We start from the raw sequence: 15,972 nt of genomic DNA on the forward strand, positions 1-15,972 counted from the left end.
CTATATAAGTTTGAAAGGCAATTTCATAGTCACAACAACTAGTTGAAAAATACTTTTAATGATTAAATAGATTTGGATCGCGAAAAGAAAAAATCCCATTAGCAAGTTCAATTCTTGCTTTTGCCTCCTCGTGATTTGGATTTATTTCTAGAACCTTCGCATAGAAACCCAACGCTTTTGACTCTTGCCCCATTCGTGAGTAAAGCCGACCCCAACAATAAATAGTTTCTTCATCATCTGGGTTAAGAGATTCTAAGTACTCTTTTGCCTGCTCAAACTTTCCTTCAGCAAGTAATTTATTGAACTTTTCCATTTTTTACTCATTTAATATCCTTATCCCCTTATAACCATATAACCTGTTACGCTCAATGTAATCCCAAACATCATCGGGTACATAACCCAATACATCTTTATCTTTAGCAATAATTGATCGAATAAGAGTTGCTGAAATGCCAATTATAGGAGCATCTACAAGGCTAAAACGTTCCGATGGGAACTCCTGCTTGTATGCATTACATTCCCTTGGATAAACCATAAAATCATAGGAAGAAATAAGTTCGTCATATCCCTTCCACTTGGGGAGTGTTTCCACAGTATCGGAACCAATAATTAAAACAAAATTATAATCGGGATAAGTACTTTTCAGCACCTTTAAGGTATCAATAGTATATGACGGCCTTGGTAAGTTCATTTCCACATCACATACTTTCAGCCTTGTATTATTCTCATGTATTGCAAGCTTAGCCATATTCAACCGGTGCTCATCGGATTCTAGTTCATCGGCTTTTTTAAGCGGATTAAGAGGGCTAACCACAAACCATATCTCATCAAGATCTGAGAATTCTAGGATATACTCGGCAATCACCAGGTGACCTGTATGAATTGGATTAAATGAACCGAAAAAGAGGCCTACTTTCATATCTATTCAAATAAAAATTTTCTAACCACGGTTTCTGCTTCTACAAATGCACTCTCAACCTGATTGTTTGTAAGGATGTAATCGAATTGGGGCGCAAAGGACAATTCCTCTTGCGCCTTGCCTATTCTAACATTAATTGTTTCTTCGGTTTCAGTACCCCGTTTCAACAACCTTTTCCTTAACTCATCAATAGAAGGTGGTTTAACAAAAACAGCAAGCGAATTTTTGGGGAACTTCTTTTTTAGGTTAAGTCCACCTTTTACATCAACATCAAACATTACATGATGCCCTTTGTCCCAAATACGTTTTAACTCCGACCATAAAGTTCCATAGTATGATCCAGGATACACCTCTTCCCATTCAACAAACTCTCCCCTTTCAATTTTTTCTTTAAATTCTTCAACTGTCAGGAAGTAGTAATCCTTACCGTGAATTTCACCATCTCGGGGTTTACGGCTGCAGGCCGAAATAGAAAACTCAAGTTGAGGGAACTTTTCAAGCAGGTGCTTTACAATTGTTGTTTTTCCCGCCCCTGATGGCGCTGAAAATATTAGGAGTTTACCTTCCATTCCTTACAAAATGTTTAAAACCTGTTCTTTAATTTTCTCCAGCTCATCTTTCATCATCACTACTATTCTTTGAATTTCGGCATCATTTGCTTTTGAACCAAGGGTGTTGATTTCACGTCCCATTTCCTGAGCAATAAACCCAAGTTTTCGGCCCACAGGCTCATTTAGAGCCACGGTTTCGGTGAAATAATTACAATGCTGCTTTAAACGAACTTTTTCTTCTGTAATATCAAGTTTTTCTAAATAGTATATTACCTCCTGTTCAAACCTATTTGCATCAACCTTTATGTCGTTAGAGAGCAGTTTAAGTGATTCAGCTAAACGGTTCCGAACATTTTCAATTCTTTGTTTCTCGAAAGGGATAACCTTGTCAAGGTAATCTAAGATATGTTGCACCCTACTTAACAGATCATTCTGAAGGATAGCACCCTCTTGCTTTCTAAAATCAACAAGAGCACGTAATGCATCTAAACATGTTTCTTTTACAACCTTAAGTTCATCGGGTTCTATCTCTTCCTTGGTTGCCTTAACTACTTCAGGCAAACGAAGCACAGCAGGAATAGCTGTTGAAGGATTTAGTTCTAAATCATTGTTTTTTGATATGCTATTAAGCTGATTATAATAAGCCATAAAAACAGCCTCATTAATAGGAATAGCTTTTGTTTCAGCCGTTTCTTCAACCGAGATGCTTAAATCCACCTTGCCTCTTTGCAGTTCTTTAGAAACTAAATTCCTAATTTCCATCTCCAAATCGCGATAAACACCAGGAAGTCTAGTGTTTAAATCAAGTTGTTTTGAGTTAAGGGAACGGACCTCAACAACAATCTTTTTGTTTTTATACTCCCTTTCGGCCTTTCCAAAGCCAGTCATTGATAAAAGCATGATTGCGAAACTTTAAAACTTTATGCAAAAGTACCCAAAAAGTACCTATTAACAAGAATTAGCTCAAAATATTATTTATAAAATTCATCTACTAAAAACAAGATACCCAAACTTGATATACATTTGCAATCAATTTTTTTTATAGTATGCAAAAAGGAATTCTTACCATTGCTCTTTTGGTTCTCTCCAACACATTTATGACTTTAGCATGGTATGGCCATCTTAAATTTAAAGAGATGAGATGGTTTGAAAATGTTGGACTTATTGGAATAGTGTTAATAAGTTGGGGAATTGCACTATTTGAATATTTTTTCCAAGTACCTGCGAATCGTATTGGATTTAAAGGCAATGGTGGGCCTTTCTCGCTCGTAGAGCTTAAAGTAATTCAAGAGGCAATTACACTTTTGGTTTTTATGGGGTTTTCATTCTTTGCTTTTAAAACTGAAACAATAAAGCTAAACCATATCATAGGGTTTGGGTTCTTAATACTTGCCGTGTATTTTATTTTTAAAAAATAAAAGAAGGAGGTCTAACGACCTCCTTCGCCCCAAACACTCGATTTTACAAAAAAATCGAAAGCTTCCAATAAAAACCGAACTAACCAACTTTTAAATCTGCTAAACCGGAAGCCTATTTTAATTATTGCAAATATAAGACCAAATGATTATTTCATACTATTTTAAAAGCTAAAAAATACGTTTTATTTTTAATGAATCTATTGTAAAAATTCATGGCCGTTTTTTTTAAGTTTATCAAAGAAAAACCAAACCATTGCGTAATAATGTTTAAATAACATTATATTTGAACTAAATATAACGAATACGGTGATGAAACCTTTAAGAATTAACGCTGAAATAGATTCACCCGAAATATTTTTTAACCCTGAAAGTAGAGTTTTTTCTATTTCAGGGATATCACACCCTGAAAATCCCAAGGAGTTTTATCAACAAGTTATAGATTGGTTAGATGAGTTTTACGAATACATGAAAAACCAAGAACCCTCAAAAATAATAGTTGACCTAAATTTTAGATATATTAACTCCACATCATACAAATATCTTCGTGAAGTATTGCGAAAGATTGCTACATTCAGAGATTCAAATTTTGAGGTTGAAGTTCTATGGTACTACCACGAGGAAGATGAAGAGCTCCTTCATGAAGGAGTTGTACTCTTTGAACTACCCGATATCAACTTACCATACAAATGTATTCCTTACAACTAATCGGTATAAAGTTTCAGGTTTTCAATCCTTGAGATGATACTTTTCAACAGTCTGATTAACACATCCATATCGTTGGCATTTACTGTTGACAATAATCTACCACTTGACTCATCAAACTTTAACTGATTCATAAGCTGATTTGCATCATAACCTGTCATCATTGAAAAGCATCTACATATCTCCTCAACCGAAACATTTCCACCAATAATATTGAAATTATAAAGCATAGAAATTAACAGAGATAACGATTCGTGCGAAATAACAATTGTATTTGCAGCAGGGGTTGGCTTTAATGCAGAATCGCTATCAACTCTTGCCTCAAATTCTGCTTCCAATACCTCTAGCTGTAACTCTTTTAAAGCGTTGACCACTTCTGGATAGAACCTTTTTTTAATATATAGCACTTCGGCGTACTTTTCCTGAAGATTCCCACTCTCAATAGCTTGTAGCTTTAGGTTGATTAATCTAATCCAGGAATCGATCTCAATGGGCAGATACTCATCAACAGGTAGTCTTCGAACTTGCTCTCTTATCCTTGCAATTAATGGATTTAGCTTTTGTAAAAAGAACTCCTCAATTAAAATATCAGATTGATTAATGATGTTATCGGGCGTGAAAAGCTCATCGGTTTCTTTCCGAAGTTGTTTTATAACAGCTATAATTTGGCCAATTTTTTTAGCTCGCTCCATAATAATAGAATTATTTTTGCATAAGTTTGAAGCTGGATGTTAATTCGAAATAATACGTAAACTTAGAAAATAGAAAGTTAATTTCCAATGAATATTAGCAATCTTTTAAATAAAGAGCATTTCAGCAAAGAGGAGCTAGTTCAGCTTTTGAGCTGTGAAGGAGACGAGAAAACCAAAATATTTGAAAAAGCAGCAGAGGTAAAGGCAAAATACGTTGGCAAAAAGGTATATTTTAGGGGGTTAATTGAGATGTCCAACTTATGCCGCAAGAACTGTTTATACTGTGGGATACGTGCTGGGAACACCAATGTTCACCGATACGATTTGACCGATGAGGAGGTTGTAGAAGCAGCTAAGTTTGCATGGGAAAACCGTTACGGAAGCATAGCCATTCAAACCGGTGAGGTTAATACAACCGATTTTGTTGAACGAATCGAGAACTTACTTGACAAGATTAACCAGGCAACAAATCACGAGCTGGGCATTACCCTCTCATTAGGAGAACAAACTGAAGAAACTTATCGCCGATGGTTCAACAAGGGCGCTATCCGATACCTGCTCCGTATTGAAGCATCGAACCGTGAACTTTATGCTAAGCTACATCCTAATGATAAGCACCACGATTTTGATGCACGTGTTGAATGCCTGAAGAATTTACGTAAGGTTGGTTACCAGGTTGGTACTGGAGTTATGATTGGCTTGCCATTCCAAACATTGGAGCATCTGGCAGAGGATCTGCTTTGGATGCAAGAAATTGATGTGGATATGGTTGGTATGGGACCATACATTGAGCATCCCGACACGCCACTATTCCAGCACAAGGACACTTTGCTTCCCATTAATGAACGTTTTAACCTTGCCCTAAAAATGACAGCCCTTTTGCGTATTATAATGAAAGACATTAATATTGCGGCCCCCACTGCTCTACAAGCTATCGACCCGCTTGGCAGAGAAAAAGCTATAAAGGTTGGGGCCAATGTTGTTATGCCTAATATTACTCCAGGAGCATACCGAAACGATTACAAACTTTACGAAAATAAACCTTGTATAGATGATGCTGCCGATGACTGCAAAAACTGCCTCGAAGCAAGAATACAACTAACCGGCGATGAAATTGGTTATGGCGAGCAGGGCAACTCAAAACATTTTTGTCAAAGAATTGCAAACATGTGATAGTAGGAAGTGAAAGTTCAATTAGTAAATGCGAAAAAATTCTTGAATGATGATGATGATGGTCTGTTGATAATCGGAAATAACTTTTAGCAAAGCGTTAAAAAAGTTATTCTGATTATCAATAGACAACGACAAGAAAAGAATTTAAATTAAAGAAAGAGAGAAAAACTAAAAAGTATTTTCTCTCTTAATGCAAATGTTCGACCTTTGTTTTCGCAAAAAAAAATACGGATGAAGCATTTGACATTGGAGCAAAGATACGCAATAAAAGCGTATTTGGATTGCGGGAAAACAAAAAGTGAAATAGCCAGGGCTTTAAAAGTTCACAAGAGCACTATTTATCGTGAAATAAGTCGCAATAGTAGCAAGCGAGGTGCTTATAATCCTGATTCTGCTAACGAGTTAGCGGAAGAGAGGAAAGAGCGTTTCTGTCAGAATCGCAGGTTTGATACAAGCATGCAAGTAAAGATAGACAATTGGATAAAAGAAGAGCAGTGGTCGCCTGAGCAAATAAAGGGGCATTGTGATAGAAATGGAATTGAAATGGTATCTCATGAAAGAATATACCAGTACATAAGGGCAGATAAACAGGCCGGAGGGGAGCTGCATAAGCATATGCGGCATAAGCTAAAACACCGCAATCGTCCTGTTGGAGGGAAGCGTGTAGTTATAAAAAACAAGTTTTACATTGACGATAGGCCTGCTGTAATAAACAACAAGGAGCGTTTTGGTGATTGGGAGATTGACCTAATTGTTGGGAGGAATAATAAAGGAGCAATGGTAACTTTAGTTGAAAGAAAAACATCAATGATTTTAATAAGGAAATTGGAGGATGGTAAAGATGCAGATGGACTTGCTAATACCGTAATTAGAATGCTACTGCCCTATAAGAACAGCGTAAAATCAATAACCAGTGATAACGGTTCCGAATTTGCCAGACATGAAAAAATAGCGAAAAAATTGCAGGCTGACTTTTACTTCGCTCATCCATATTCTTCTTGGGAAAGAGGATTAAGTGAGTACTCTAATAAATTAATAAGACAGTACATCCCTAAAAAATCAAATTTTGATACCTTTGATTCAGATTTTGTGAAACAAGTACAACATAAAATAAACAGAAGACCAAGGAAGACTTTGCATTTTAGTACTCCAAAAACAGAGTTCTTTAATTGTGTCGCATTTGCTTGTTGAATTTACGAAGTTAAATAAATAGCTCATCTTTTGGCAGATTGATTTATAAGCATTATCTTTGCGGCCGATTTGGTGTGTAATCTCTTACCAGGACTTAGGAGCCGGTAACATTGCACACTTAGTACTAACAAATAAACAAAACAAACAATGGATCTCGTTAAAATTGCCGAGCAAGCATTTATTGAGAAAAGAGAGCATCCCGAATTTAAAAGTGGTGATACTGTAGTTGTACACTACAAAATCAAAGAGGGTAACAAGGAGCGTATCCAGAACTTCAGGGGTGTTGTTATTCAACGCAGAGGAACAGGCGTTTCAGAAACCTTTACTGTTAGAAAAATCTCTAGCGGAATTGGTGTTGAAAGAATTTTCCCTGTACACTCTCCATTTATTGAGAAAATAGAAGTTCTAAAGCATGGTAAGGTACGTCGTGCTCGCATCTTCTACTTCCGTGAACTAAGAGGAAAGAAAGCCCGCATTAAAGAGAAAAGATACATTGCAGGCGAATAATATTAAAAAAATCCCCAGAATTGGGGATTTTTTTTAGTAAAACCATTTGCAAATAAAAATTTTTATCTATCTTTGCACTCGCAAAACAAAAACGACTCCGTAGCTCAACTGAATAGAGCATCTGACTACGGATCAGAAGGTTGGGGGTTTGAATCCCTCCGGGGTCACAAAAAAGGTCAATCGGTTATCGGTTGGCCTTTTTTTCATTATAACCGTCCCAATCTCCCTTCATAAAAAAGTCATCCAATATTCGGTTATTGGGAACAACTTCTTCAATTTTTTATTCATTTTCGATAGATTATAATGAGCCACAGCGAAACTTAAATTAAAATGGAATAAGAGCGACCTATTCGCAGCGCCGCATAAAATAATTGCCGTTAACCTCCTGATTAACGGCAATCGCATGATATTCCTAAAAATAATACTTTTATCAATCTATGGTTTCATCATACCATATTGGGAGAGGATTGTGTCAAGGTTCTCAAACTTCTTTCTATAATCATTTAAAGCAGCATTAATAACGGTGTGAGCCTCATCAACGCCATAAACATGAGTAATTTCACAATCGCGATGTGCGCCTGGCAGGTCTTTGTATGTTAGAAAGTAATGCTTAAGACGTGTAATAATGGCTTCAGGACATTGGTCAATATTTCTGAAATGCCCATAAACAGCATCATCCTTAAGCACGGCAATTATCTTATCGTCGGCTTGGTTCCCATCAATCATCCTCAACCCCCCAATAGGGATTGCAATGGCCAACAAGTTTCCGTGTACAATATTTTTTTCGGTGAGCACACATATATCCAAAGGATCGCCATCGCCAGAAAGATCATCCCTCTCTGTTTTTTCACGTGCGATGGAGGCTACTTGCTCGTCGCAAAGCGTTTGTGGAATAAATCCATACAATGCTGGTAAAACATTTGAGTACTTCTGGGGCCTGTCGATACGAAGATATCCCGACACCTTATCAACCTCATACTTAACCGTATCGGTAGTAACCATTTCAATATAGGTTGTAACCTCTTCAGGGGCTTTAGGCCCTACATCAACCCCATGCCAGGGGTGTGATTTATACCTCAATCCCATTAAACGACCAATGGGATCCATAATTCTATTTGTCATGATAATCGATTTTTTCAGCCCGCAAAGGTAATAAAACGATGCTGAACTATAAAACGTTCACCTCAGGTTCTAGGTGTATCCCAAACTTTTCTTTAACAGATTGTTGAATTTTTTGAGCCAATTCATGAATTTCTATGCCCGAAGCACCTCCAAAGTTCACTAAAACAAGTGCTTGCTTATCATGAACGCCACAATTACCCAAACGTTTACCTTTCCATCCAGCCTTCTCTATTAGCCAGCCTGCAGGGACTTTATATTCATCATCAGATATATGGAATCCTCTAATATCGGGATACTCAGCTGCTAAACTTTCATATTTAGATGCGCTAACTACAGGATTTTTAAAGAAACTTCCCGCATTACCAATCTCAACAGGATCGGGTAATTTGCTAGAACGAATTGCAATTACTGCTTTTCTAATATTTTGGAGGTTGGTATCACCATATTTTTTTACCTCATCTACTAAATTGCCATAATCTAATACAAATTGAGGTTTCTTGGATAGTTCAATCCATACATAGGTGATTATTACCTTCCCCTTTAACTCGTTTTTAAACACGCTATCGCGATAGCCAAATTTACAATCGGCATTTGTAAACTCAACAGTTTTTCTCGAAGCAATGTCAATCCCCTCAACCTTCACAATGGTATCTTTGGCCTCAACACCATAAGCTCCAATATTCTGAATTGGAGCAGCACCAACGCATCCAGGAATGTGGGAAAGGTTTTCAACTCCTCCCAAATTATTCTGCACTGCAAATTCAACAAATTTATCCCAAACAACTCCAGCACCTACCCTAAAAATATAGCTGTCGGGCTTATCGCGTTGGAGCTGTATTCCTTGAATTGTTGGATTAACTACAACACCCTCAATGTTTCTAGTTAAAAGAATATTGCTACCACCACCAATAATTAAAATTGGCAACTTATTGTAGGATGCAAAGTTTATTGAATACAATATTTTCTCAATGGTATTTGCACGTGCAAAATATTCTGCTTTTGCCTCAATACCAAATGTGTTAAAGGGTTTTAAGGATATATCTTTCTTTATAACAAACATTTGCATCTTTTTTTCTGATAACAAATATAATCTTTTTAGTTAAAAATAAAACTTTTCTTAGTTTTACCTCTTTAACATTTTGCCATGCAATTTGTTATTACATTAAAGTTTGTTTTATGAAGATTGGCATTTTCAGCACATCAAAAATTGCAACAGATCAGCGCATTCAGAAAGTTTCAAACACTCTTTCGGCAAATGGGTATAGTGTTACCATATATTGTAGGAAACACAATAAAATTGGGTATAAGAGTGAAAATATTAAGATTAAATTCATAAATACGATTTTCGACAATGGTCCACTTTTCTACCTACAGTATAACATTCAAATATTTTTTAAGATTCTTTTCTCAAGGTTTGACATAATCTACTGTAACGATTTAGATACACTAACTGGCTGTGCATTAGGTTCGGCAATGCGAAACAAGAAACTTATTTACGATAGTCATGAGCTTTTTACCGAAGTCCCGGAACTAGTTAATCGTAGCTTAATTAAATTCATTTGGCGCATACAAGAAAAGGTATTTATTCGTAAAGCCAATGCTATAATTACAGTTTCAGATGGAGTTGCCAGTGAGTTAACGAGAAGATATAAAGTAAAAGAAGTTAATGTAATACGAAATCTTCCAGTCATTAGGGAAACTGAGGTTTTTAAGGACAAACAGCCAACAATCATTTATCAAGGATCATTGAATGTTGGTAGGGGAATAGAACTTGCCATTGAGATGATGAAACACCTCCCCTGCTATAAGCTACTTATTGTAGGCACTGGCGACATAGAAATACAGCTTCGAAAGCAAATGCTTGAAAGCAATTTATACGATAGAGTTCAATTTTTGGGACAACTCCCCCCCCATGAGCTCAGGCTTTTAACTCCAACTGCGTGGTTAGGCCTCTCACTAGAAGAGGATTTGGGACTTAATTACAGGTATGCTCTACCAAATAAGCTTTTCGATTATATTGCTGCACAGGTACCAGTTCTTGTAAGCGACCTGCCAGAAATGAGAAAAGTTGTTGAAAAATATAAAGTTGGAATTGTGGCAAAAAGTCGAAAGCCAGCAGAACTTGCAAATCAGATAGGTGATTTCTTTGACGATAAGCAAGAATACGAGTCAGCGCTTAAGAATATTAAAAGCGCAGTTAAAGATCTAAACTGGCAGAACGAAGAATCTAAACTAATTGAAGTAGTAAAAAGAGTAGCAGCTAGCTAATACTTATTAAATGACACAACTTCATCAAAAGACTTACGCTTTTTCTCTCTAATTTCATCGGTAGCTGGATACCCAATTGTTATTATTAACGGAACTCTCCTGGCTTTTGGAATACTAAGTAATTTCTTAACTGCAGGTTCATCGAACCATCCAAGCATGCAGCTTCCTAAGCCTTCGGCTTTAGCGGCCAGACAAATATGTTCGGCAGCAATACCAATATCGATCAGGGGAAAGGTTTTACCTTTTACAATGCTACCAAAATTAGAATTAAAATTTGCAGCCTCCATTACAATAACGATATGGACAGGAGCCTGCTTTGTAAAATGGTTAATACCTAACACCTTACTTGCTGCAGCATCGGCTAACCTGTTTTTTAATTCAGGATCATCAACAACTATAAAACGCCAAGGTTGGGCATTACAAGCAGAAGGTGCTATTCGAGCAGCTTCTAAAATCCTAAGGATTTTCTCTCTTTCAACTGGGCGAGTGTCGTAAGCTCTATCGCTTTGACGCGTTTTTACAATATTATAAAAGCATTCGCTACTACTGGTAGACATCGGCAATTTGTTTTAAGACTTCAGACTCAACGATTATTTTACCATTTGAAGTTAAGGCTAACTGAATCATTGCTTTTGCGACATCAAGCGCCTCGATACCTCTATACCTCCTAAATGGGCCTACAAAGATAAACTTAAATATACGAAAGAACCAAATTCCAATGCTCTCGGCCAACCGGAACTCCTTTCGTTCCCCGAGCAGCATAGAAGGGCGAACAACTGCAACGAGCTCAAAGTTAAAACTCTTAACCTTTTCCTCCATCTCGCCTTTTGTCTGCAAGTAAAAGTTACTTGAGTTTGGATTTGCTCCAATTGAAGAAACTACCAGTAATCGCTTTACTCCAGCATCATAAGCTTTACTGGCAACATCAACAACCAAGTCCATATCAACAGCCTTAAATGCCTCTTTGCTTCCAACTTTTTTCATTGTTGTACCCAGGCAAATGTAAACATCATCAACGCCTTCGCCTATTGTGAAATCTTTATTAAACTCAACAAACTTAACCTTGTTAAATGAATTTGATAGTTCAAGTTTTCTAAGGTATGCAAATACCTCTGAATAGTTCTTATTATCATCTAACAGTTGAACAAGGTTTGAGCCAATCAAACCAGTACTGCCGAATACTGCTGCTTTTCGTTGCATAAGTTTACTTTTTCTATTAAAGCAAATATAAAAATGTTTGCTTAATAAGAATCCTGGAACAAACTGCACTAATAAAGTTTCCTAATATCCAGCAGCCTGCCCATCCTTACGTGATTCCGAAGCGCCATAGTAGACTCCATTCTCTGCATCATACATAATGGCTTGATATCCTCCATATCCTCCCACGCTAAAACCAATCTTGTGTCCTTTTTTAAGCAGCTCGCGAATTTCTTGGTAATCGAAACCTGATTCTAGGTAAACCTGGCCACCATTGGTCATTTTTTCACCTGTTGGCTCTGAGCTTCCATCATGGCGAATTCTAGGGGCGTCACCAGCCTCTTGCAAGTTCATTCCAAAATCAATTAGATTTACAATAACCTGAGCATGCCCCTGGGGTTGCATTCCTCCGCCCATGACGCCAAAACTAACAAATGGTTTCCCATCCTTTGTGATAAAACCCGGAATAATGGTGTGAAAAGGTCGCTTACCAGGTTCATAAACATTTGGGTGACCTTCCTCAAGACTAAAAAGTTCTCCCCTATCCTGAAGGACAAAGCCAAGCCCAGTGGGAGTCATTCCTGAGCCCATACCACGATAGTTGCTTTGAATTAACGACACCATATTACCATCCTTATCGGCAACTGTTAGGTAAACCGTATTACCTGTTTGAAGTTCACCTGCATCGTATCGCCTTGATGCTCGATTTAAGTCTATCAGCTTTGCTCTTTCCTCTGCATAATCCTTCGAGATTAGTTTCATGTATGGGACATCGGAAAAATCAGGATCGGCATAATACCGGGCCCTATCCTCAAAGGCTAACTTTTTTGCTTCGATGAACAGATGCATATATTCAGCGCTACCAAAACCCATTGAGGCAACATCAAAGTTTTCAAGTATGTTAAGGATCTGCAAAGTAGCAATACCCTGTCCGTTAGGCGGAAGTTCCCAAACATCATACCCACGATAATTAGTAGAAACCGGTTCAACCCATTCCGATTTGTGTTCAGCTAAATCCTCATAGCTAAGGAAACCTCCATTGCGTTTCATGTATTCATCAATTGTGCGTGCAATTGAACCCTTATAAAACTCATCACGCCCTTTCTGAGCAATTAATTCGTAGGTATTTGCCAGATATGGATTTTTAAAAATCTCTCCTTTTGATGGAGCCTTCCCATTTGGCATAAAAACATCAGCAAAACCCTCGTACTGTTTTAAGCGTTGAGCATTGCGTTGCCAGTAAAAGGCAATTAGTTCAGAAACAGGAAATCCTTCACGTGCATAAGTAATCGCAGGCTCAAGTATTTGTTTCATGGGTAAACGGCCAAACTTTTGATGTAATTCAAACCAGCCATCAACACAACCAGGCACCGAAACTGGTAGAGGTCCAAAAGCAGGAATGTGTGTAATCCCCTTTTGCTTAAAGTAGTCAAGCGTTAGGGAATTTGGAGACCGTCCACTCGCATTTAGCCCGTATAGTTTTTGGGACCTGGCATCCCATACAATGGCAAACAAATCCCCTCCAATTCCACTACCAGTTGGCTCTACTAAACCTAACATAGCATTCGCAGCAATAGCAGCATCTACAGCGGTACCACCTTTCTTTAAAATATCGATAGCAACTTGTGTTGCCAAAGGTTGACTCGTACAGGCCATTCCGTGCTGGGCAATCACCTCAGAGCGAGTGGCAAAATTCAAGCCTGTCATTCTATCCTGCGAGAATAGTTTTAAAGGAACTATTAGGCTGGATAATAATATCAACAAAACTAATTTTTTCATATTTCCCGATTTTTGAATTCACAATATAAGCAGTTACTTTTTTGACAGAAAAGGCTACAATAAGTTTAAATAACCAATTATTTAAACGATATCATTGCAATTTTGTCAAAAATGATATATGTTTAACAAAAAAATTGTTCCCATGAAGCGCAAGTTAAAGATACGTCAGAAAATTTTATTGTACATACTTAGTGTAGTTGCTATTCTTTACATTGTTACAGTAGGATACATGCTTTGGCAATCGCGCACAAGTGTTTACAATGATGCCATAGCCAAAACCCAGCTAACCGCAAAAGTATCGGCAAAAGAGGTTTCAAGAATCTTTGAAAAGGAGCTAACAATAGTACGTACTCTATCTCAAGCGTTTTCCATATACCAAACGATGCCTCACGAACAGTGGAAAAAACTTTTTCTTGACATGTATATGCCTGTTCTAAAAGCAAATCCTGAAATCTACTCGTTATGGGACAGCTGGGAGTACAAGCAGTTTGTTCCTGGATATGAGAAAGATTATGGGCGATTTGTAATAACTACCTGGCGGGAAGGCAAGGAGTTAAAATGGCTGTATGATGAGCGGAGTATGGAAGGCGACCCACCAATCTATGGGCGTTACAAAACTCTTGGTGAAGAAGCAGTGTGGGAACCATATGTTGATCAGGTCACTACAGGAAAGTCGGATGTTAAGCTAATGATAACCTATGACTCCCCAATCTATGTTGATGATAAATACTGTGGAATGATAGCTTCTGATGTTAGCCTAGAAAGCTTACAAGCAATGATTTCTGAGATAAAACCAGTAGCAGGAAGTTATGCATATTTAATATCAAATGAAGGAATAATTGCCGCACATCCAAACAAAGAGTTTTTAAGTAAAAAATTTAATGAAGTCCTAAAAAATGAGGATGAAAAAGAAAACGTTACTGAGCGCATAGCCAAAGGTGAAGAGTTTTACTACATTACTAAGGACGAGTTTGGGAAGCAACATTTGATTTGTTATTCTCCCATTATTGCAGGAAAAATCAAGTCTCCCTGGTCGCTCGCCCTATCTGTCCCTATGGATGTGATAATGGCAAAGGCTAAAAAAACTCTTTACGTATCACTGTTCGTAAGTATTGCTGGCTTAATTTTAATTGTTATTGTTCTTCTCATAGTTTCCGACAACCTAACCAAACCAATAAAGAGAGTTACAGGCATTTTAAAACGAATGGCAAAAGGTGAAGTTTCGGAAGATTTAAAGGTTGATATTAATACAGGCGATGAAATAGAAGAGATGGCTCTGGCTTTGAACACAACCATTGATGGCATTGAGCACAAAACTACATTTGCCAATGAAATAGGAAGTGGGAACTATTCAACCTACCTAGAATTGCTGAGTGACAAGGATGTATTAGGTAAATCCTTGATTCACATGCGCGACAGTCTTAAAAAAGCTGCAGAAGAAGAGCAAAAAAGAAAGATTGAAGATCAAAAACGCTCTTGGGCAAACGAAGGTTATGCAAAATTTGGAGAGATTTTACGCCAGAACAACAACGACCTCCAAAAACTTTGCGATACTGTTATTGCCGCCCTTGTAAAATACGTTGGTGCAAATCAAGGTGGAATATTTTTATGGAACGATGAGGACAAATCGGATGAACATTTTGAGCTAGTTTCGGCATTTGCCTGGGACCGCAAGAAATATATAACCAAAAAAATAGAAAAGGGCGAAGGTCTTGTTGGTGCCTGTGCGCTTGAAAAAGAAACAATCTTTTTAACCGATGTGCCCGATGATTATGTAAACATTACTTCTGGGTTAGGCGATGCTAATCCTCGGTGTGTAATACTAGTACCACTTAAACATGAAGAAGAGGTTCTAGGTGTAATTGAGATGGCCTCGTTTAAGGTGCTAGAGCAACACGAAGTAGATTTCATTGAGAAGATAGCAGAGAGCATAGCGTCAACCATTCTTTCGGTTAAAATAAATGCTCGCACCAAAATGCTACTAGAGCAATCGCAAATGCAAGCCGAGGAGATGAAAGCTCAAGAGGAGGAGATGCGTCAGAACATGGAGGAGCTCCAAGCAACCCAAGAAGAGGTTGAACGCAAATCTGCTGAAATTGAAGAGTTTATAAGTTCCATCCACAACTCTGCCTATGTTATTGAGTACGATCTTAACGGTAATATTATCAGTGTAAACGATGCCTTTGTACAATTTGTAGGGGTTCCAAAGGAACAAATAATTGGCACTCATCATAGCGATAACCTAGAACTCTCTGCCGAACAGAAAAAAGAGTACGGCTCCTTCTGGGATAATCTTAAGGCAGGCGTTAGCAAAAAGGTTAAAGCCACTGTAAAATGGAAGGGCAAAACATATCATTTCCTTGAGACCTATATTCCTGTTAAGGATAGTGATGGTAAGGTTTATAAGATAATGAAACTTGCCTTTGACGATAAAGAGTTTAAGTAGTAAAAAA

The 15,972-nt window shown here is 37.6% G+C and carries 17 protein-coding genes and 1 tRNA gene; 8 read left to right on the forward strand and 10 right to left on the reverse strand.

The window, feature by feature from the left end:
- Positions 1 to 55: 55 nt before the first annotated feature.
- The 4 genes from FHG85_RS07555 to FHG85_RS07570 are packed head-to-tail and all read right to left on the reverse strand — an operon-like array spanning position 56 to position 2,370.
- Entirely contained in the window at positions 56 to 313 is a 258-nt protein-coding gene (locus tag FHG85_RS07555; protein ID WP_173074557.1) for a tetratricopeptide repeat protein, read from the reverse strand.
- A 3-nt stretch (positions 314 to 316) separates the two neighbouring features.
- Complete coding sequence (gene nadD, locus FHG85_RS07560) at positions 317 to 919, reverse strand: nicotinate (nicotinamide) nucleotide adenylyltransferase (RefSeq protein WP_173074559.1); 603 nt, start codon at positions 917 to 919, stop codon at positions 317 to 319.
- A gap of 2 nt (positions 920 to 921) precedes the next feature.
- The gene (gene gmk / locus FHG85_RS07565; RefSeq protein WP_173074561.1) at positions 922 to 1,488 is read right to left on the reverse strand and encodes a guanylate kinase; all 567 of its coding nucleotides are present in this window, start codon (positions 1,486 to 1,488) and stop codon (positions 922 to 924) included.
- Positions 1,489 to 1,491: 3 nt separating this feature from the next.
- Positions 1,492 to 2,370: a YicC/YloC family endoribonuclease gene (locus FHG85_RS07570; RefSeq protein ID WP_246249185.1), complete on the reverse strand. Its 879-nt coding sequence runs from the start codon at positions 2,368 to 2,370 to the stop codon at positions 1,492 to 1,494.
- A gap of 146 nt (positions 2,371 to 2,516) precedes the next feature.
- On the opposite strand from FHG85_RS07570, the gene FHG85_RS07575 reads away from it, so the two are divergent.
- Both FHG85_RS07575 and FHG85_RS07580 read left to right on the forward strand, forming a co-directional pair.
- Positions 2,517 to 2,888, forward strand: a complete 372-nt coding sequence (locus FHG85_RS07575) for a DMT family protein (protein ID WP_173074563.1) — start codon at positions 2,517 to 2,519, stop codon at positions 2,886 to 2,888.
- 309 nt (positions 2,889 to 3,197) lie between these two features.
- Positions 3,198 to 3,593 (forward strand): DUF1987 domain-containing protein, encoded by a 396-nt coding sequence (locus tag FHG85_RS07580; protein WP_173074565.1) that lies wholly within the window; start codon positions 3,198 to 3,200, stop codon positions 3,591 to 3,593.
- Here FHG85_RS07580 and FHG85_RS07585 read toward each other — a convergent pair.
- Complete coding sequence (locus FHG85_RS07585; RefSeq protein WP_173074567.1) at positions 3,590 to 4,282, reverse strand: hypothetical protein; 693 nt, start codon at positions 4,280 to 4,282, stop codon at positions 3,590 to 3,592. The two genes, FHG85_RS07580 and FHG85_RS07585, sit on opposite strands and share 4 nt — an antisense overlap.
- An 87-nt stretch (positions 4,283 to 4,369) precedes the next feature.
- Here FHG85_RS07585 and hydE point away from each other — a divergent pair, with 87 nt between their 5' ends.
- From hydE to FHG85_RS07605, 4 genes are all read left to right on the forward strand, one after another.
- Positions 4,370 to 5,455: a [FeFe] hydrogenase H-cluster radical SAM maturase HydE gene (gene hydE, locus FHG85_RS07590; RefSeq protein WP_173074569.1), complete on the forward strand. Its 1,086-nt coding sequence runs from the start codon at positions 4,370 to 4,372 to the stop codon at positions 5,453 to 5,455.
- Positions 5,456 to 5,686: 231 nt separating this feature from the next.
- Positions 5,687 to 6,646, forward strand: coding sequence for an IS30 family transposase (locus FHG85_RS07595; RefSeq protein WP_173074572.1), 960 nt, complete (start codon positions 5,687 to 5,689; stop codon positions 6,644 to 6,646).
- A 147-nt stretch (positions 6,647 to 6,793) separates the two neighbouring features.
- On the forward strand, positions 6,794 to 7,153 hold the full coding sequence (rplS, locus tag FHG85_RS07600) for a 50S ribosomal protein L19 (protein ID WP_173074574.1): 360 nt from the start codon (positions 6,794 to 6,796) through the stop codon (positions 7,151 to 7,153).
- Between the two features lie 93 nt (positions 7,154 to 7,246).
- A tRNA-Arg gene (locus tag FHG85_RS07605) sits at positions 7,247 to 7,320 on the forward strand.
- A gap of 268 nt (positions 7,321 to 7,588) precedes the next feature.
- Here the strand turns inward: FHG85_RS07605 and FHG85_RS07610 are convergent.
- Together FHG85_RS07610 and murB are read right to left on the reverse strand one after the other, a co-directional pair.
- Positions 7,589 to 8,275, reverse strand: a complete 687-nt coding sequence (locus FHG85_RS07610) for an inorganic pyrophosphatase (RefSeq protein WP_173074576.1) — start codon at positions 8,273 to 8,275, stop codon at positions 7,589 to 7,591.
- A 46-nt stretch (positions 8,276 to 8,321) separates the two neighbouring features.
- Positions 8,322 to 9,335 carry a UDP-N-acetylmuramate dehydrogenase gene (murB, locus tag FHG85_RS07615; protein ID WP_173074578.1) on the reverse strand — a complete coding sequence of 338 codons (1,014 nt, stop codon included), beginning with the start codon at positions 9,333 to 9,335 and terminating at the stop codon, positions 8,322 to 8,324.
- Positions 9,336 to 9,451: 116 nt separating this feature from the next.
- Between murB and FHG85_RS07620 the strand changes: the two genes are divergently transcribed.
- On the forward strand, positions 9,452 to 10,543 hold the full coding sequence (locus FHG85_RS07620) for a glycosyltransferase (RefSeq protein ID WP_173074581.1): 1,092 nt from the start codon (positions 9,452 to 9,454) through the stop codon (positions 10,541 to 10,543).
- Here FHG85_RS07620 and FHG85_RS07625 read toward each other — a convergent pair.
- From FHG85_RS07625 to ggt, 3 genes are all read right to left on the reverse strand, one after another.
- Positions 10,540 to 11,100 carry a nitroreductase family protein gene (locus FHG85_RS07625; protein WP_173074583.1) on the reverse strand — a complete coding sequence of 187 codons (561 nt, stop codon included), beginning with the start codon at positions 11,098 to 11,100 and terminating at the stop codon, positions 10,540 to 10,542. The genes FHG85_RS07620 and FHG85_RS07625 overlap by 4 nt on opposite strands.
- A complete protein-coding gene (locus FHG85_RS07630) occupies positions 11,087 to 11,743 on the reverse strand; it encodes an NAD(P)H-binding protein (RefSeq protein WP_173074585.1) in 657 nt (218 codons plus the stop codon). Before FHG85_RS07630 ends, FHG85_RS07625 begins: the two co-directional genes overlap by 14 nt.
- An 81-nt stretch (positions 11,744 to 11,824) precedes the next feature.
- Complete coding sequence (ggt, locus tag FHG85_RS07635; RefSeq protein WP_173074587.1) at positions 11,825 to 13,519, reverse strand: gamma-glutamyltransferase; 1,695 nt, start codon at positions 13,517 to 13,519, stop codon at positions 11,825 to 11,827.
- A 142-nt stretch (positions 13,520 to 13,661) separates the two neighbouring features.
- Between ggt and FHG85_RS07640 the strand changes: the two genes are divergently transcribed.
- Complete coding sequence (locus FHG85_RS07640; RefSeq protein ID WP_173074589.1) at positions 13,662 to 15,965, forward strand: GAF domain-containing protein; 2,304 nt, start codon at positions 13,662 to 13,664, stop codon at positions 15,963 to 15,965.
- Positions 15,966 to 15,972: the final 7 nt, after the last annotated feature.

The sequence above is a fragment of the Tenuifilum thalassicum genome, from assembly GCF_013265555.1.
Lineage (GTDB): Bacteria > Bacteroidota > Bacteroidia > Bacteroidales > Tenuifilaceae > Tenuifilum > Tenuifilum thalassicum.

Bases quoted from the DNA above. Each gene is read 5' to 3' on its own strand.
- ggt (WP_173074587.1), bottom strand. From the start codon at position 13,519: ATGAAAAAATTAGTTTTGTTGATATTATTATCCAGCCTAATAGTTCCT.
- hydE (WP_173074569.1), top strand. From the start codon at position 4,370: ATGAATATTAGCAATCTTTTAAATAAAGAGCATTTCAGCAAAGAGGAG.
- FHG85_RS07580 (WP_173074565.1), top strand. From the start codon at position 3,198: ATGAAACCTTTAAGAATTAACGCTGAAATAGATTCACCCGAAATATTT.
- gmk (WP_173074561.1), bottom strand. From the start codon at position 1,488: ATGGAAGGTAAACTCCTAATATTTTCAGCGCCATCAGGGGCGGGAAAA.
- FHG85_RS07585 (WP_173074567.1), bottom strand. From the start codon at position 4,282: ATGGAGCGAGCTAAAAAAATTGGCCAAATTATAGCTGTTATAAAACAA.
- FHG85_RS07640 (WP_173074589.1), top strand. From the start codon at position 13,662: ATGAAGCGCAAGTTAAAGATACGTCAGAAAATTTTATTGTACATACTT.
- rplS (WP_173074574.1), top strand. From the start codon at position 6,794: ATGGATCTCGTTAAAATTGCCGAGCAAGCATTTATTGAGAAAAGAGAG.
- FHG85_RS07630 (WP_173074585.1), bottom strand. From the start codon at position 11,743: ATGCAACGAAAAGCAGCAGTATTCGGCAGTACTGGTTTGATTGGCTCA.
- FHG85_RS07570 (WP_246249185.1), bottom strand. From the start codon at position 2,370: ATGCTTTTATCAATGACTGGCTTTGGAAAGGCCGAAAGGGAGTATAAA.
- FHG85_RS07595 (WP_173074572.1), top strand. From the start codon at position 5,687: ATGAAGCATTTGACATTGGAGCAAAGATACGCAATAAAAGCGTATTTG.
- FHG85_RS07610 (WP_173074576.1), bottom strand. From the start codon at position 8,275: ATGACAAATAGAATTATGGATCCCATTGGTCGTTTAATGGGATTGAGG.
- nadD (WP_173074559.1), bottom strand. From the start codon at position 919: ATGAAAGTAGGCCTCTTTTTCGGTTCATTTAATCCAATTCATACAGGT.
- FHG85_RS07575 (WP_173074563.1), top strand. From the start codon at position 2,517: ATGCAAAAAGGAATTCTTACCATTGCTCTTTTGGTTCTCTCCAACACA.
- murB (WP_173074578.1), bottom strand. From the start codon at position 9,335: ATGTTTGTTATAAAGAAAGATATATCCTTAAAACCCTTTAACACATTT.
- FHG85_RS07620 (WP_173074581.1), top strand. From the start codon at position 9,452: ATGAAGATTGGCATTTTCAGCACATCAAAAATTGCAACAGATCAGCGC.
- FHG85_RS07555 (WP_173074557.1), bottom strand. From the start codon at position 313: ATGGAAAAGTTCAATAAATTACTTGCTGAAGGAAAGTTTGAGCAGGCA.
- FHG85_RS07625 (WP_173074583.1), bottom strand. From the start codon at position 11,100: ATGTCTACCAGTAGTAGCGAATGCTTTTATAATATTGTAAAAACGCGT.